Source organism: Methylotenera sp. L2L1 (assembly GCF_000744605.1).
Lineage (GTDB): Bacteria > Pseudomonadota > Gammaproteobacteria > Burkholderiales > Methylophilaceae > Methylotenera.
Window position 1 is genome coordinate 1,955,682 of record NZ_JQMG01000001.1, and the last position, 18,224, is coordinate 1,973,905.

Annotated in this window: 12 protein-coding genes; 8 read left to right on the forward strand and 4 right to left on the reverse strand. The window is 43.6% G+C overall.

The features are described from left to right. Positions 1-20: 20 nt before the first annotated feature. The 3 genes from FG24_RS09310 to FG24_RS09320 form a co-directional block, all read right to left on the reverse strand. Positions 21-392: a hypothetical protein gene (locus FG24_RS09310; RefSeq protein WP_036302802.1), complete on the reverse strand. Its 372-nt coding sequence runs from the start codon at positions 390-392 to the stop codon at positions 21-23. Between the two features lie 158 nt (positions 393-550). Further along, the gene (gene tpx / locus FG24_RS09315; protein WP_036302805.1) at positions 551-1,051 is read right to left on the reverse strand and encodes a thiol peroxidase; all 501 of its coding nucleotides are present in this window, start codon (positions 1,049-1,051) and stop codon (positions 551-553) included. A gap of 151 nt (positions 1,052-1,202) precedes the next feature. Then, the gene (locus FG24_RS09320) at positions 1,203-2,354 is read right to left on the reverse strand and encodes an FIST signal transduction protein (protein ID WP_036302807.1); all 1,152 of its coding nucleotides are present in this window, start codon (positions 2,352-2,354) and stop codon (positions 1,203-1,205) included. Positions 2,355-2,685: 331 nt separating this feature from the next. Here FG24_RS09320 and FG24_RS09325 point away from each other — a divergent pair, with 331 nt between their 5' ends. The 8 genes from FG24_RS09325 (at position 2,686) to tilS (ending at position 17,448) form a co-directional block, all read left to right on the forward strand. Next, on the forward strand, positions 2,686-3,066 hold the full coding sequence (locus tag FG24_RS09325; protein ID WP_036304181.1) for a response regulator: 381 nt from the start codon (positions 2,686-2,688) through the stop codon (positions 3,064-3,066). Between the two features lie 2 nt (positions 3,067-3,068). Continuing rightward, entirely contained in the window at positions 3,069-3,434 is a 366-nt protein-coding gene (locus FG24_RS09330) for a response regulator (protein WP_036302809.1), read from the forward strand. 125 nt (positions 3,435-3,559) lie between these two features. Continuing rightward, complete coding sequence (locus FG24_RS09335; RefSeq protein WP_036302811.1) at positions 3,560-4,078, forward strand: chemotaxis protein CheW; 519 nt, start codon at positions 3,560-3,562, stop codon at positions 4,076-4,078. Between the two features lie 116 nt (positions 4,079-4,194). Next, positions 4,195-5,982, forward strand: a complete 1,788-nt coding sequence (locus FG24_RS09340; RefSeq protein ID WP_036302813.1) for a methyl-accepting chemotaxis protein — start codon at positions 4,195-4,197, stop codon at positions 5,980-5,982. A gap of 90 nt (positions 5,983-6,072) precedes the next feature. Then, positions 6,073-11,175 carry a hybrid sensor histidine kinase/response regulator gene (locus FG24_RS09345; RefSeq protein ID WP_036302815.1) on the forward strand — a complete coding sequence of 1,701 codons (5,103 nt, stop codon included), beginning with the start codon at positions 6,073-6,075 and terminating at the stop codon, positions 11,173-11,175. Positions 11,176-11,393: 218 nt separating this feature from the next. Continuing rightward, entirely contained in the window at positions 11,394-14,876 is a 3,483-nt protein-coding gene (gene dnaE / locus FG24_RS09350) for a DNA polymerase III subunit alpha (protein WP_036302817.1), read from the forward strand. Positions 14,877-15,059: 183 nt separating this feature from the next. Beyond that, the gene (locus FG24_RS09355) at positions 15,060-16,031 is read left to right on the forward strand and encodes an acetyl-CoA carboxylase carboxyltransferase subunit alpha (RefSeq protein ID WP_036302818.1); all 972 of its coding nucleotides are present in this window, start codon (positions 15,060-15,062) and stop codon (positions 16,029-16,031) included. After that, entirely contained in the window at positions 16,000-17,448 is a 1,449-nt protein-coding gene (tilS, locus tag FG24_RS09360) for a tRNA lysidine(34) synthetase TilS (RefSeq protein WP_036302820.1), read from the forward strand. Before FG24_RS09355 ends, tilS begins: the two co-directional genes overlap by 32 nt. Before the next feature lie 118 nt (positions 17,449-17,566). Here the strand turns inward: tilS and FG24_RS09365 are convergent, their stop codons facing one another. Then, on the reverse strand, positions 17,567-18,223 hold the full coding sequence (locus tag FG24_RS09365) for an arylesterase (RefSeq protein WP_036302822.1): 657 nt from the start codon (positions 18,221-18,223) through the stop codon (positions 17,567-17,569). Position 18,224: the final 1 nt, after the last annotated feature.

Genomic DNA, 18,224 nt, shown 5'->3' on the forward strand with positions numbered 1-18,224 from the left:
TAATAGGTTAGAACGTTAAGTCATTTTAAAGCCTTAATTGTGTCTTGAACTTCAAATGTGAGTTTTACATTCTTTTCTGTATCCTCTTTCCACTCATTCAAAAGTGACTCAAGTAACCGTTTTGTGAGGCTACTGTATTCGGGAAAATGGCGAAGCTCATAAATGAATGCACGCTGACTTGCTAACTTTAAAAGTCCTTGAGTGTCAGTACCTCTACTGATTTTTAGTAACAATTCGTGATATTGATCGTAGCGTTGGTTTTTTAGCTCATCCCTGCGCAAAGAAACGTAGCGGAATGCTGAAAAAGCAAGCACTATCAATGAAAATAAAAATGCTAGAACTGTGCATGCAACTCCAATTTCATTTAGGTTTTGACGTGCCCACTCCCACATACGCGGCTCCTTGATATGTTCTAACGTAAAGTAGGCATCCTAATTGACGGAAAGCTTTGCGTCAAAGAATGATTTTTTTGATCAGAATTGTCTGAGGTACCAAACAAAAAAGCCCAGCAAATCAATCTGCTGGGCTTTTCATCATTCAAGTGTACAACTTATAAAACAGCCAAAGCTGCTTCGTAGTTAGGCTCGTCTGCAATTTCAGCCACTAATTCACTGTGTAGCACTTTATTATTTTCATCTAACACTACAACAGCGCGTGCTGTTAAGCCTGCTAGGCTGCTGTCTGTAATAAATACACCGTAGTCTGTTGCAAATTTTGCAGTGTCACGGAATGTCGATAATGTTACTACGTTCTCAATGCCTTCAGCACCGCAGAAGCGGCTTTGTGCGAAAGGTAAGTCAGCAGAGATGCATAATACGACTGTGTTAGCTACGCTGCTTGCTTTTTGGTTGAATGTACGTACTGATGTTGCGCAAGTAGGTGTATCGATACTTGGGAAAATGTTTAATACTTTGCGTTTACCAGAGAATGCATCTAGTGATTGCAATTCACGTTTTGCATTAGCAAGTGCAAAGTTAGGTGCTGTTTGGCCTGCTTGTGGTAAGTTGCCGCCAACGTTAACTGTATTGCCTTTTAGGGTCACGGTTGCCATCTTAAATTCTCCTTGTGTATAAAGGGGCTAACTCTATCGTTTATAGCTAAAGCAATCAACCCTAAGTTGATTATGGGTTAGCAATAGCCCCGAATTGACTAGTTTTATATGCAAAAGCTAGTGATTTGTTTGATCAAGTATACCGTGTTATTTAGGCGAGTAGGTCTTCACTTAAATAACCGATCGTCATGGTTTGATTGTGCAGTACGCTGTCGCTAGTATCTGGTCTTGGTGCAAACTCACCATATGAGTAAAAGCCAGTAATCGCGGTTTGACCGCCTAAAATCTGTTGTACTAATTTCACTTCATCAGTCACAAGCTCTGCCATCACGCCTTTACGCCCAACACAGCTTACGCAAATCGCTAAACCTGTTTGGTTAACGTTGGCATGGTTAGATACTAAGTGTGCGGCATCGCCAGCACCTTCCACTAATCGGTCGTGGGTTGATTGACAGAAACGCACGGTCTCACCTTCGTTGACGTTGCCGGCAAAGGTGAGGCTGTTAGTTTTAGGATCGATTGCGAGTAAGGTACGAATCTTTTCAATATCGCGTTTACCATCTTCAATGATAGCAAATGGGAAGTTTAAGCCACTACCAGGTAGGCCTTTAGCCGAATGTGAGCCAATATACATATTATATATAGGTAATGCTGGTTTACCATCAAGCTCAATCACTACGTTTTTATCAGACTTGGTGACTTTGCGAGGCGGGCCATATGGCTTCCATCCTAAGCCAACGCCTGTTGCGGCAATTAAGCTGTTGCCGTATAAGCCAACGGCAATCACAAGGCCATCCGACACTGTGTCGTTAAATAGTTGTACAGTTTTATTGAAGTTAAAACCATCGCCAGCCATACCACCCATGATTGGGGTTTCACCAAGTTCGCTTTTAAAGCCCTCAAGGAGTTCGGAGCCGTTTACATTTAAACCATCTGAATACACTAGGACAGCTTTCAAGCTATCTGATTTTAACTGTTTGGCTAAGGTGACTGCGGTTTCAAATGAGTTTTGCATGCCAGTCATTTTGGTATGCGTGACGCGTTGTACTGTTTTTTCCCAAAGGATAGCGGTGATTTGCAGGCTGTCATCATAAACGCCGGAAGCTGTGATTTCACCAGAAGTAGAACAGCCAATGATTTGCGCTGTAGGGTAGCGCGTCTTTAATATGCTTTGTAACTTTGCTTCACCAAAACGTTTTACTGAGCCAAATACCAATACCAAATTAGCTGATGGTAATGGTGACGTCGAGGATAAATCCTTGAGCGTCATTTTAGCTGTTAATGATTCTTGCCTAATTATCATGCTTACCCCTTGGTGAACTCTATTTCCCGTTAAATCTTTAGTTGTTGCGCTAGATTTTTATTTATTATAAATTGTAATCATGAATTGTAATAAATTGTAATTTTATTATAGACTACCCTAAAGAGTGGTTGAAATAAATATTATTATTATTTTGAATAATATTTCAAATAGTATTGCTTATTAAGACAGACTATATATAAAATGAAGTAAAACAAGTGCAAAAAAGCTAATTAAAGTAGTGTTGCATATAAAATAAAGGAGCTTACTGGTGACCCAGGAAAAGCCGTATCAGGAAAAGCTGACATTAGATCAGCTCTCAACAATCAAGGTCATGGTCATAGATGATAGCAATACGATTCGTCGTAGTGCTGAGATATTTCTAAAGGCATCTGGTTGCCAAGTTATTCTCGCGGAAGATGGTTTTGATGCGTTAGCAAAAATATCTAACGAGAATCCTGATTTAATTTTTGTTGATATCATGATGCCTAGGCTAGATGGGTATCAGACCTGTTCTCTCATTAAAAGAAATGCGCGTTATAAAACAACGCCTGTCATTATGCTATCTAGCAAAGATGGCTTGTTTGACCGTGCACGCGGTCGCATGGTCGGTTCAGACCAGTACCTTACCAAACCCTTTACCCAAGAAACACTGATAGAAGCAGTGCAGATTTATGCTGCAAAAGCTAAAAGTCATCAAAAAGAGGTGGATTGAATATGGCAATACAAACTATTTTAGTCGTCGATGATTCTGCAACAGACCGTTTTTTTCTGACCGAAATGTTAGAAACTGCCGGTTATCGTGTGGTTGGTGCAGAAAGTGGCGAGGAATGTTTAACTAAGGTGAATATTAACCCGCCTGATCTTGTGTTGTGTGACGTTGTGATGCCTGGATTAACTGGTTTTCAGGTGACACGCACGCTAACAAAGAATCCTGCAACTGCCCATATTCCGGTTGTTTTATGTACCGGTAAATCACAAGCAACAGATTTAGCTTGGGCGTTAAAAATGGGCGCTAAGGCCTGTGTCACCAAGCCGGTGGTAGAAGCAGATTTGCTGGCTTTAATTAAAACGATTGAGTAGTTGGATAATTAAGTCGCTAAATAGTGGCTATATATAATAGTGCTTAGAGATTAGCTGGTGGCTTTATGCTGTTAGTGATGCTTTTTTATATGTTTAATGGTATTGATTGGGATTAATAATTAATCGTGGCACAAACTTCTAATTTACGTGAGTTTCAAGAGGCGATTCTTTCTAAGCTGAAAGATGCTGCGAGCCAAGTTGGCGGCGAGTCTTTCTCTCGTTTAGGCGTTACCGTCGGCGATAAAAGATTTTTAATTAATCTACAAGATGTGAAAGAAGTGTTGCCCGTACCGCCGTTGCAATTGGTACCATTTACAAAACCATGGTTCTTGGGGGTTGCTAACGTCCGCGGTAATTTATATAGCATTTCAGACTTGGCACAGTTTATGGGAATGCAGCCAACGCCTAGATCTGTTAATAATCGTATTTTATTGCTGAGTACAGAGTCTACGACACAAGTTGCATTGATGGTTGATAGCTTGATTGGTTTACGCAGCATTCAAACCATGCAAGTTAAGCCTGTTGAAGATGATGCTGATTTCTTTAGCATGAATATATATATGGATACTGAAGGTAACGATTGGCTGGAGCTTGATGTAGAAGCGCTGGTGCAAAATAAAGGCTTTGTTCAGCCAACATATTAGTGAATACCTTATGTTGGTAGATAACTTAGTAAAAGTAATGGATATTGAATTCTTAGTTTTTAAGTAAGCATATAGTTGTTAAGTAAGCATAATAAATTTAGAAATCGGGGTTAACAATGGCATTAAATCTTGTAGCGATAAAAGGCCTGCCACCACAAATAGGGTCTTTGCTTGGTGGGTTCTTTAATAATGTTAAAGAAAAAATTTCTAATTTGACGAGTGCTGAAAAAGGTAACTTTGATGCAGGAGGCATTAGCGCTGGTTATCGCCAGCTTTTCTTGCAGATTGTGGCTTTCATTTTATTTGCATTATTGAGCTTCTGGGTAATTAACCAAGTGCGCGTCAACGGCCCAATTTACAATATTTTAGATACTTACGAAAAGCTAACGGCTGATACTAATCCGCCGCCGATGTTCCCCTTAGATGCGTTTGCTTCATATAACGAAGCGTATGTTGCGTCGACTAGTTTTAATAATCAGAAACGTGATAGTGCATTAGCCAATGCAGCTAAAAGCGAGGCAATGTTTAAGGAGCGTTCTGAGTACTGGCGTAAAAATCTAGATAATCAAAAGTTAGTGGCTCCTTTAGAGGAGGTGATACGTGCTGGCGAACACTTTTTTGATGTAGCGAATAAACGTTATATTCCGGCTTTGCCTTTAGGTACGGTAGCTGCTTCAGCGCCTTTGCTGGATTTGACTGTGGCTTTTGAAACATCTAAACAAGCAGGTAACACCTTTACACAAGCGATTGTTAAAGAAAACAAGGCGTTAATTGAATCACAAACTCGGTTTATTCAGTTTGTATTGGTTGGCTTATTGTTGCTAGGGCTTGTGTTGTTGGGTTTGATGTATTTCTATGGTAAAAAACAGGCAGCTCAATCTATTACCTTAACTAGTCAGCTTGCAAAAGAAGGCCAAGAAAACCAAGAGGCGGTGTTGCAGCTACTTGATGAAATGGGTGACTTGGCGGACGGTGATTTAACTGTAAAAGCTGAAGTGCGCGATAATATTGCGGGTGCGATTGCAGACTCTATTAACTATACGATTGATAGCTTGCGTGACCTTGTTGTTGAGATTAACCATGCGACAGAGCAAGTGACTTCTGCAACCTCAGTAGCACAGGGGACTTCTGAACAGTTGCTGACTGCTGCTGAAACGCAAGCTGCACAGATTACGCAGACAACACAGGCTGTTAACGACATGACGCGTTCTATCTTGCAGGTATCTAGCAACGCGGAGCAGGCTTCTCAGGTTGCGCAACGCTCATTGGAAGCGGCTATTCAAGGTTCGCAAGCGGTACAGAACACGATTTCAGGGATGAACGAGATTCGTACCCAGATTCAGGAAACATCTAAACGTATTAAACGCTTGGGTGAAAGCTCACAAGAGATTAGTGAGATCGTTGAGCTGATTTCAGACATTACCGAACAAACCAACATTCTAGCGTTGAATGCTGCAATTCAGGCTGCTTCTGCGGGTGAGGCTGGACGAGGTTTTACGGTGGTTGCAGAGGAGGTTCAGCGTCTAGCGGAACGTTCATCTGAAGCGACTAAGCAAATTAGTGCGATTGTGAAGACGATTCAGACCGATACGCATGGTGCGGTGGCGGCGATGGAAAAAAGTACCGAGGGTGTGGTTGAGGGTGCACGCGTTGCCGATGCTGCGGGACAGGCACTAAATGAGATTGAGTCAGTTACGACTAATCTTGCACGACTCATTCAGTCTATTTCTGCTGCGACTAACGCGCAAACAGAATCTGCCACAACGGTAGCAAACAACATGCAGATGATTCAAGAGATTACGACACAGACAACAGAGGGTACTAAACTCACTGCTGAGTCTGTTGGACAGCTCACATCGTTGGCAGAAGAGTTACGTGACTCAGTGGCTGGCTTTAAACTCTAGACATTTTAATATTTTGCGCGGAAGTTTAATTTTTAGCATAAGACACATAAAACGCCATGAAAAACTACAAACTGAAAATGGACGTAAATAATGCCTGAAGCATTTGATACTGGCCCATTGTCTTGGGTTAAAGATGAGATTGATCAGTCACTAAAAAAGGTGCTGGAGAGTTTTAACGAGGTCAATCAAACCCCAAGTGAGTTTGCGAGCTTGAGATTTACCATTGCGCATTTGTACCAAGTGAGTGGTGCACTTGATATGGTAGGGCTGGAAGGATGTAAACGTTATTGCCATGAGTTGGAAAAGCTTGCTGATAATTTAGCGAAGCAGCTGATTCCGATTAGCCAAGAGGTGATGGAGTCTTTCATTGCTGCGGTGGAGGCCTTGTCTAAGTATCTGCAAGATTTGCTTAATGGTGAACCTGATCAACCAATGCGGCTGTATAAGGCACTCAAGCCTATTGTTGAAGCACAGGGCGAGTCTTTAGATGAAAGTGAGTTGTTCTTTCCGGATGTGGATAGCAGTGCGCCGAAAGATTTACCAAGCAATCCGATTGAAGAGTCAGCAATCCCAATTTTTGTGTCTGAACAAAGAGCGGCCTTTCAGAAGTCTTTACTGGATTGGTTACGCACAAAAGATACGGTAGCGCTGAATGGTATGCGCGATGCAGTGACTAAAGTTCAACAAGTTCAGGTTAGAAATGCACCCAAAACACTTTGGTGGACTGCTTCAGCATTTACTGATGCACTTGCACAGGAGAAAGTAGCGGAAAATCCTGGCGCTAAAAAGCTTTGTAGTAAATTAGACCGCCAGCTACGCAACGTGGCGATGGGTGACGCGAAAGTTCCATCTCGTTTATTACGTGATTTACTTTATTACGTTGCTATCAGCGATAGAAGCACCGAGACTATTGCTGCGGTAAAAAATACGTTTGAGTTGGATGCTGCTCTCCCATCAGAAACGCAAGCGGTAGAGGCGACAAGCTCTAATGCGGCAGAACAAGCGGCATTGGCACAGTTGATTGCTGATATCCCAACGCTGAAAGATTTATGGGCGAGCATTAGTTTAAGTGAGGTCACAGCAAGTGCTGCTGATTTAGCGACATTAGTAAACAAGTTCGAACATATTTTGAATACTGTTCAGCAAAGCGTTAATCATGAGGGGGTCGTTAGTTTATTTAATGCTACCCATCAAACTGTAGCAACTTTGCAGAATGATACTGCTAAGTTAAATGATGTTGCGTTTATCGAAGTTGCTGCCTCATTGAATCTGCTTGAATCAAGTTGTGATCATTATCAGCAACTTGACGCAGAAGCTAACCAAAAAATCACGACACAAGTATCACGTCTAAACGCAGTGGTGCTTGGGGATGCCTTGGCGCCGGCAGTTGATGCATTTGCGATGACTCAACATGATGCTGCGTTGGTAGAGGCTGTTGCTAAACAAGTGTTGGCTGCATTGGTAACTGTAGAAAAAGCACTAGATACTTTCTTTAGAAACCCAGAAAATATCAGCGAGCTAGAGGAAGCCAGTAAACCTTTACAACAAATTTCAGCCGCATTTGATATGTTGGAAATGCCTGTGCCCAAAGCCATTGCACAGTTAAGTGCTGTTTTTGTGGATCACTTTAGAACTAACGGCAGCCAAGCTAATGACGATAGCCAAACAAATTACAATAGTAAGGATCAGCAATCGATTTTTGAACTGATTGCAGAAAACCTTAGTATGTTAGGTTTGTACGCAGAAGAGCTACCGCACGTTCATGCAGAAGCAGAGCATGCATTGGCTGAGGCATTGTTGCGTTTGGAACAAGCGGCTGCTTCGCTAGGGCTAAATGCTGCCGATAATGTGCTAGAAGTTGATTTGTCTGCGATAGATTTAAACTTAAATGATAATGAAGCTGTAATCGCATCAACTCAGTCTCTGGCCTTGCCAGCAGAGAATGCCACGAATGCTCTAAACGAGGTGGTTGACCAAGCATTTGATCCTGAGCTACAAGATATTTTCTTGGCAGAGGCTGAAGAGGTACTCGCGTCATTGGCTCAAAATCTGCAAGCTTTACGCGTTAATGCAACCGATAGCGACGCTTTTGTTGAAGTGCGAAGGGCTTACCATACACTGAAAGGCAGTGGCCGCACCGTCGGGCTGTTAGGTCTGGGCGAGGTAGCGTGGGCTGTAGAGAGCTTACTTAACCTTGTATTGGATCGTAAGACATTTCCAACCCCTGCGATTTTAGCTTTTGTTGAAAAAGTAAGCGCTGAATTTGCAACGTGGGTAGCTGTGTTACAGCAACATCACCAAGTGAGTTTAACGCCAGGCCCATTCCAGCAGCAGGCTGCTGAGTTGGCAGCAGGGCTTGAGCAGTCATTAGTGACAGCTAAACCAATAGTACAAAAAGAAGAGGTGCTAATTGGCGGAACACGTAAGTTAAGCAAAGCCTTCTTTAATATCTTTTTGGGAGAGGCGCAGCAGCACTTGCAAGCGTTGGTCGAGGCACAGGCGGCTCTGGTTGTTGATTCTACAGATTTGCCAACGCCAGAGAGTTGTCGTGCAGCACACACTCTGGGTAGTAATGCATTAACCGCGGGCTTTAAAGCAATTGGTGACTTAGCAAGAGCTTTGGAGCATTGGTTAGATGAACATCATAGTGTTTGGACATCGCAACACATCACTCTCTATGGTAGTGTGGTTAAAGCATTATCCGATGGGTTAGAAAAAGCCAAGGCATTGAAGAATCCTAGGTCTTCACGCGCTTTGATTGTTGCGCTAGGTGAGTCAACCGCTGCAATGCAAGTATCTGCAGCACAGATAGCAGAGGCTGCTGTCTTGGAGGTTGAAAAAGCAGAGAGTTCTAAGAAAAAACCAAAATCTAAAACAAAAGTCAGCCCAGCAGAGCCAATTGTTGAGCAAGAGGATATTGCATCTCAAACTGAGGTAGTCACTGAGTTACCACTGGAAAGAGATGCATTATTAGCGGCTGAGCAAGCGTTGCAGCGTAAAGATGCCATCGTTAATGATGAGTTGCTCGCACTGTTTATTGAAGAAGCGCGTGAGTTAATACCGCAAATTGGTAAAGACTTAAGGGGTTGGCGTACCAATCCAAAAGAAGCTGAATATCCTGACTCATTGCAACGTGCACTCCACACATTAAAAGGCAGTGCCCGTATGGCAGGTCAGGGCGTGATTGGGGATAGCGTGCATGGGATGGAAGACCATGTGATTCGCGCGTTAAGGCACCAAGTAAGCTCAGATGACTTTGATGCAATGTTTGTTGAGTTCGACCGCATTGGCTACATGCTAGAGGACATTGTCGGAGATGTCGGCATGGCTAAGGGCTTGCCTGTTCAAGCTAAAACTGCCACGCCAAAATCTACAAGGCAAAGTGAACGTAAAACACAGTTTTTGCGTATGCGTGCTGATGTATTAGATAGGCTGATTAATGAAGCTGGTGAAGTTTCTATCATGCGTTCTCGTATGGATAGAGAGATGCAAAACTTCAAGCAGTCCTCTACTGATTTGACGGACAGTATTAGCAGATTGCGTAGCTATCTGCGTGAGTTGGAAATTGAAGCAGAAACGCAATTGCAGTCTCGTATGAGTTTATTGCAAGAGGCAAACGAGACATTTGACCCATTAGAATTTGACCGATTTACACGCCTGCAAGAGCTTACCCGCATGATGGCGGAGAGCGTAAACGACGTGGCGACTATTCAACATGGTTTGCTGCTTAATCTTGATCAGACTGATGCTGCATTACAGCAACAAAACCGCATGAACCGTGAGCTGCAACAGGGGCTGATGAGTGTGCGTATGTTGCCGTTTTCAACTATCTCTGAGCGTTTGCAGCGTATCGTGCGCCAAACGGCTAGAGAGTTGAGTAAACGCGTAGAAATGACCATCGAAGGCGAAAGTATTGAGCTGGACCGTGGTGTGTTGGATAAAATGGGGGCTCCTTTGGAGCATCTGTTGCGCAATGCCGTTGCGCACGGGCTTGAGTCTGCTAGTGAGCGTGTAAAGCTAGGCAAGTCTGAGGTTGGCCATATCAAGCTAAAAGTCAGCTTGGAAAATGACGAGATTACGCTGGTCATTACAGATGATGGTGCAGGCGTGAACTTGGCTAAGGTTAAACAAAAAGCAATTGAGAAGGGCTTGTTCAGTGCAGACCAGGACGTGTCTGACCAAGCGCTGATGACGATTATTTTTGAGCCAGGTTTTTCTACTGCTGAAACCGTTTCGCAAATTGCAGGACGCGGGGTTGGCTTAGATGCTGTACGTAGCGATATTGCAGCCTTAGGCGGCCGTATCGATGTAAGTAATGCATCAGGCTTGGGCGCGATGTTTAACATTTACTTGCCAGTGACGCTATCAGTTGCCCAAGTAGTGCTTGCACGTGTAGGCAGCCAAACTTATGCGATTCCATCGGTGATGGTAGGGCAAGTGCAAAAGCTTAAATCAATAGATTTAAGCGATGCCTATAATGCAAACAAGATCAGTTGGGCCGGCAGAGAGTACCCATTACATTTCTTGTCAAAACTGGTTGGTGATGCAGAGATTGTGGCACAGGCACATACTTACACGCCGGTGGTGTTATTAAGAAGCGGTGCATATCGTACGGCATTGCATGTAGATGAGTTGATTGGTAACCAAGAGGTGGTGATGAAGCCTATGGGGACACAATTATCACATGTGCCGGGTATGATTGGCGCGACGGTGATGGGTGATGGCGCCATTATTTTGGTGATTAACCCAGTGTTGTTGGCGAATAGAGAAGAGTTGTCTAGTGGCGCAATTAAAGTGACTAATATAGCCCCTGTGGTTGTACAGATGAAGAAAGTTGCTTTAGTGGTAGATGATTCACTCACCATGCGTAAAGTGCTTTCGCGCGTATTGGAGCGAGATGGCTTTGAAGTGGTGACAGCCAATGATGGTATGGATGCGATTCAAAAATTGCAGCAAATATCACCGGCAATTATTTTGACCGACATCGAAATGCCGCGTATGGATGGTTTCGAGTTTTCTCGTTATGTCAGAGATAACGCACAGACTGCTGGCACGCCGCTCATTATTATTAGCTCACGTACGGCAGAGAAGCATCGTAATGTGGCAACTGAAATTGGCGTCAATGCTTTCTTGGGTAAGCCGGTGCAGGATGAGGTGCTGATTGAGCAAGTGCATGCTTTAATCAATCATTAGTGCTTTACCTAGGTTTCATGGCGGCGCTTAACGTTTACATACGCTAGCATGGGGTGCGTATTTATTTCCGCCATGTTTGCTTAGCTGTTATTGCTACTCTTAACTATTAAAAAACCATATTTAGCAAGTGCTATATATGATGTTTTAAGCAATTTATTTATCGTTTTAAGTACCTACCTTGCTTACAACGATACCCATCAATAAGGTAAAATTGCCTTATGCTAGAAACGACACCCACCCCATCAGCTTCTCCTAGTTTTGTCCATTTGCGTTGCCACAGCGAGTATTCTATTGTTGATGGCATTGTGCGAATAGACGACTACGTCAAGCAGGCGGTGAGTGATCAAATGCCTGCGCTAGCATTGACCGATTTAAGTAACTTATTTGGTGCAATCAAGTTTTATAAAACAGCGCGTGGTAAAGGTGTTAAGCCTATTATCGGCTGTGATATTTGGCTCGAAAATGTTGATAATCGAGAGCAGCCTTCGCGTTTGTTACTGTTGTGTCAGTCGCATGCTGGATACTTAACCTTATGTCATTTGTTAAGTCGTGCATATTTAACCAATCAGTATCGCGGCCGTGCGGAATTTAAGCGCGCATGGTTTGCTGAGGCAGGTACTGAAGGCTTGCTGTTATTGTCTGGAGGCCTTGCTGGAGATGTAGGCCAAGCATGCACGCAGGGTAATTTAGCATTAGCTAAAAAACTTGCGGATCAATGGCAAGAGCTATTTCCAGAGCGCTTTTATTTGGAAGTGCAGCGCATCGCCACCGATACAGGCAAGGCAAGTGAAGAGCAGTATATTCAGCATGTGCGTCATATTGCGCATGAGCTAAGCTTGCCAATTGTAGCTACACATCCCATCCAGTTTACTACGCCAGATGATTATCGCGCACACGAGGCAAGAACCTGTATTGCAGAGGGTTATGTCCTTGCAGATAAAAGGCGCCCACAGAACTTTACCACTGAGCAATACTTTAAAAAACAGGCTGATATTGCAGTACTTTTTGCAGATATGCCCGAGGCGCTTACCAATAGCGTAGAAATTGCGAAGCGCTGCAATTTAAACCTGACACTAGGCAAAAACTATTTGCCGCAATTTCCTACGCCTAATAATGAGAGCCTGAATGATTACTTGATTTCAGAGGCACGTTTAGGCTTAGCGAGAAGGTTGGAAGTGCTGTTCCCCGATGAGCAGATTCGCGCCAGTAAACAAGATGCCTACTCAGCACGATTAGACTTTGAAACCAATGTGATTAACCAGATGGGTTTCGCTGGTTACTTCTTGATTGTTGCTGACTTCATTAACTGGGCGAAAAATAATGGCGTACCGGTCGGGCCTGGCCGGGGTTCCGGTGCGGGTTCTGTTGTTGCGTATAGTTTAGGCATTACTGACCTAGACCCTTTGGAATATAACTTACTGTTCGAGCGCTTCCTAAATCCGGACCGCGTTTCCATGCCTGACTTTGATATCGACTTTTGTCAGGAAGGTCGCGATCGTGTAATTGACTACGTGAAGCAGAAGTATGGGATTGATGCTGTTTCACAGATCGCCACCTTCGGTACCATGGCGGCAAAGGCCGTGATTCGCGATGTTGGGCGTGTGTTGGATCTGCCGTTTAACTTTGTGGATGGCATAGCGAAACTGATACCGCTGGAGCTTGGTATTACCTTGTCTGATGCGCTAGAAAAAGAGCCGCAATTGGCTGAGCGTCGTGAGAGTGAAGAGGAAGTTAAAGAGCTGCTAGAGCTGGCTTTAAGACTAGAAGGGTTAGTGCGTAATATCGGTATGCATGCGGGCGGTGTGTTGATTTCACCCAGTAAGATTGCAGATTTTTCACCCGTATACTGCCAGCCAGACGGCGCAAGCTTGGTGAGTCAGTATGATAAGGATGATGTTGAAGCTGTAGGGCTGGTCAAGTTCGACTTTTTGGGCTTACGTACGCTGACCATTTTGGATATGGCATTAGAGAATGCCAATCAACAGCGCGCGAGCAACAACTTGCCGCCATTATCATTTGAAACCTTGCCGATTAATGACAAGCCAACGTTTCAGCTGTTAAAAACTGCAAATACCACAGCGGTATTCCAGTTAGAGTCGCGCGGCATGAAAGACATGCTTAAACAAGCGATGCCAGATTGCTTTGAAGATATTATTGCTTTGGTCGCTTTGTATCGTCCAGGCCCAATGGATTTGATTCCAGATTACTGCCGCCGTAAACACGGTAAGCAACGTGTTGAGTATCCACATCCTTTGACTGAGCCTATTCTAAAAGAAACCTACGGCATTGCTGTTTACCAAGAGCAGGTGATGCAGATTGCGCAGGTGGTGGCTGGCTATAGCTTGGGCGGCGCTGACTTGCTGCGTCGTGCGATGGGTAAGAAGAAAAAAGAAGAGATGGATGCCCAGCGTAAGATATTTACTGAGGGCGCGACCAAAAACAACATGACTGAGCAGCAGGCCAGTGATTTGTTTGATTTGCTCGAAAAGTTTGCAGGCTATGGTTTTAATAAGTCTCACGCTGCAGCCTATGCGCTAGTAGCCTACCATACGGCTTTCCTTAAAACGCATTACCCAGCGGCATTCTTGGCAGCGACAATGTCTGCTGATATGAACAACACAGACAGTGTGCACATATTCTATGATGATTGTGCGCCGAATCAGGTTGAAGTGTTGCCGCCTGATGTCAATGAAAGTGAATTCAAGTTCAAACCTGTGAGTAAAACCCAAGTCTTGTATGGTTTGGGTGCAGTTAAAGGTACTGGCTCTGCCGCAATTGATGTGATTTTAGAAGCGCGTAGAAAAGATGGTCCATTTACGAGTTTATTTGATTTTTGTAGCCGATTAGATTTACGTAAAGTGAACAGACGCGTCATCGAGTCGCTGATTAGGGCTGGTGCGTTTGATAAGCTTGAGTCTAACCGTCATGCGTTATTGGCAGGCGTGGCTTTGGCAATTAGTGCTGCCGAGCAAACTAACGCCAATAGTAATCAGAATAGTTTGTTTGGTGAGGCATCCGATCAGTCTGTACATGTATTGCCTAACGTTGCGCCATGGCCTGAGCAACAGCGTTTACAGGAAGAAAAAGCAGCGCTTGGCTTTTATTTTAGTGGCCATCCTTATTGGTCATATCAAAAAGATTTAAGTCAGTTTATCAGCACAACCTTGGCAAACTTAGCCCCTAAAGATCAGCCACAACTATTAGCCGGTATCGTTTCTGGGGTGCGCAATAGGATGACTGCGCGCGGTAAAATGGCAATTGTTGGCCTAGATGATGGTACAACTAGAATTGAAGTAGTGGTTGGTAATGACTTGTTGAATCAATCGCAGCAGTTGTTAAAAGATGACCAGCTAGTGATTGTTGAAGGCCGTGTGAGCCACGATGAGTTTTCTGGCGGTGTTCGTGTGAATGCTAGAAAGCTATATGATCTTTCTGCTTTAAGAAATAATCGTGCCAGCTTTTTAAAAATTATGTGCAATGGTCAATCTGATGCGCTTAAACTAAAGACATTATTAAAGCCTTATTGTGTGAGTGCGTCAGATGAATACCGCGGATGCCCGATCAAAATTGAATACCATAATCAAACCAGTAAAGTTGAACTCATGTTAGGTAATGATTGGCGAGTGGATTTGCATGATGAGTTGATTGCGAGTTTAACCGAATGGTTGAGTAAGAATAACGTAAAAATCCTATATAATTAGCGCATTGTGGATATAGCGATGTCAGTGCTTTAAAAGCCACTGGCATTTAACGGGTTTATGCAAACTTAGCGTTTCTTTAATGGCTCTGTTAGCTGTGCAGGTTTATATCTTGCACCAGAGCTTACACCTGGCAACAGAAATAGGCATTATAGAATCAGATAATTTGAGACAAAATATAACGATATGAAAATTACTTATTTAGATTTTGAACAACCAATCGCTCAATTAGAAGCGAAAATTGAGAGTTTGCGTTCATCACATGATGACCACGATAATTTAGATATTTCAAAAGAACTGACAGCATTAGAAAAGAAAAATAAAAAACTGTCTGAAGATATTTATGGCAATTTAACTGCTTGGCAAATCTCTCAGTTGGCACGTCATCCTCAGCGCCCATACACACTAGATTATATTCAAGCGCTATTTACAGATTTTGAAGAGCTACATGGCGATCGCGCATTTTCGGACGACCCTGCGATTGTTGGCGGTATTGCTAGATTTGAAGGCCAGCCAGTCATGGTGATTGGGCATCAAAAAGGCCGTGATATCAAAGAGCGTCAATACCGTAATTTCGGTATGCCGCGCCCTGAAGGTTATCGTAAGGCTTTGCGTTTATTCCGCTTGGCTGAAAAATTCAATATACCAATTATCACGCTTATTGATACCCCAGGTGCTTACCCTGGTATCGGTGCTGAAGAGCGCGGACAATCTGAGGCAATTGCACGCAACTTGTATGTGATGGCTGAGCTTAAAACGCCAATTATCGGTGTAATTATTGGAGAGGGCGGTTCTGGTGGTGCTTTAGCATTAGGTGTTGTAGATCAATTACTCATGCTGCAATATGGTACTTACTCAGTGATTTCACCTGAAGGCTGTGCTTCTATTCTATATAAGAGCGCAGATAAAGCTTCAATCGCAGCCGAGGCGCTTGCGATTACTGCGGATAAACTGAAAGCATTAGGTTTGATAGATAAAATCGTACCTGAACCGATGGGAGGTGCGCATCGAGCACCAGAAGAAATGATGGCGTCATTAAAAACAGCACTAAAAGAAGAGTTGACTCGCTTTAAATCAAAATCAATTAAAACATTATTAGTGAGCCGTTATGAGCGCTTAATGAGCTATGGCAAATTCAAAGAAGTTGCTGAAAAGTAAGGCTTCTGTCAAACGGGCTGGTAAGCAAGCTTTTGCAAGCCAGCCTGATGCTAGTGAACTTCACCCAGTATTATCCAAACTACACTCTTTTTTTACTCAACACTTATCTTTTGACGAGAAATCATTAACGGTATCGTCGGCATCAGCACCCAAACTGTTGCTCGCATTAAGTGGTGGGCTAGATTCTTCAGCACTTCTACATCTGTTGGTAAGCCTTAGGTCTTTACTGAGCTTTGATCTGCACGCCTTACATGTGCACCATGGGCTAAGCCCGAATGCAGATGCTTGGTCCGCGCTATGTGTGGAGCAATGTCGGTTACTGAATGTGCCAATCAACATAGTGCATGTCAACGTAGCTCAATCCAGCAAGTTAGGGATTGAGGCGGCAGCGCGACAGCTACGTTATCAAGCATTATTTGATGAAAGACTCTCCATTCAAGCCGACTTTATCGTGACAGCGCATCATCAAGATGATCAGGCTGAAACGTTAATCTTGCAGCTTATGCGTGGGGCCGGGGTGAAGGGACTCAGCAGCATGGCTGAGATTGACCAAACACGTGGTCTTATTAGGCCGCTACTGGGAGTCTCTAGGCAAGCGCTATATGATTACGCTATGCAGGCCGGTATTCAGTGGTGCGACGACGAAAGTAACGACAATACGCAATATGAGCGTAACTTTGTGCGTCATGACGTTATGCCTGTGTTACAGGCACGTTACCCCAGTGTGAAGTCGGTGCTAGCAAGAACCGCGTCACATCTTGCTGAGGCTAATGATTTGTTAGATACATTGGCGGAAATTGACGCACAAACTTTGATCATGAATGACAGTCTTTGTTTGCAGGGATTAAGTCAATTAAGCATCTCACGTGCAAAAAATTTATTACGTTGGTGGTTTGCTCAACATCACCTTTCGATGCCGACATCGGATCATTTGGCTGAGATGTTACAACAGCTGCTGAATGCCAAGCCCGACGCTGAGTTGAGTATTAACGTTCAGGATTACACATTAAGGCGTTATCAGCAAAGGGCTTACCTTTCTATTGAACAACTCAATGAACCGTTTGATTTGGTTTGGAATGGTGAAAGTGAACTTGTCGTGCCTAATGGCGGGAAGCTGATTTTTAGACAGGTTGAAGGCGCAGGGTTGGCCCTTAAGTTTGGCATGGCTAGGCTGAGAATTACTAACCGTAGTGGTGGTGAGCGTTTTAAGCCAGATGTATTAAGACCAACGAGAACGCTTAAGCACTTACTTCAAGCAGCCAGTATTCCGCCTTGGTTGCGCGATCATTTGCCACTGGTGTACTGGCAAGATACTTTAGCATGCGTACCTGGCATCGGCATAGCGCATGAGCTTAGGGCATCTGAAGGTGAGCTGGGCTTAGAGATTACTTGGCATCCTGTAGGCAAAGTACATTAGTTGTACTAACCAAATTAGCTCAACCAGTACAATTAGTCCCAACTAGTACAGTCAAACTTAAGCGTCTTAAACTTGCGTAAAGCTAATGAAGCATAGCCGCATTGTTATGCCATTTAGGTTATTTCTTAAGTAGTTTTTTTAGATGAGACCAAATGTTATCTAAAACCAGTGGTTGAGCAGTGGCGTTGGGGTGTAGGCCATCATCCTGAATTAAGTTTGCTTTTGCTGCGATGTTTTCCAACATAAACGGCACCAGCGGAATTTGGTGCTGTTGGCTGAGCTTTACATAACTTTGGCTAAATAATTTTGTGTATTGTGGGCCGTAGTTTGGTGGAATCCTCATCCCAACTAGTAATATTTTCGCACCTGATTTTTTGCCTTGTTGAATAATTGTGTTGAGATTAGTGGTCATTTCTTGAATAGGCAGCCCGCGCAGGCCATCGTTTGCACCAAGCTCTAAAATGATAATGCTAGGTTTTATTTGGGCTAGGGCATTGTGAATACGGCTGACGCCACCACTTGTGGTTTCGCCGCTAATACTCGCGTTGATGACTTCATATTGATAATATTCAGAGGATAGCTTTTTTTGTAGCAATGATGCCCATCCTTGTTGCTGTGGAATACCATATGCAGCCGATAAACTATCACCGTAAATCATTATTTTTGGATTTTCTGCAAAAGCAGGCATTGACCATGCAACGAAGTTCGAAAAAAACAAACTAAGCAATACGGTTTTCAAAAAGAATTTAAAGTCTAACAATAAACGGAATGACATG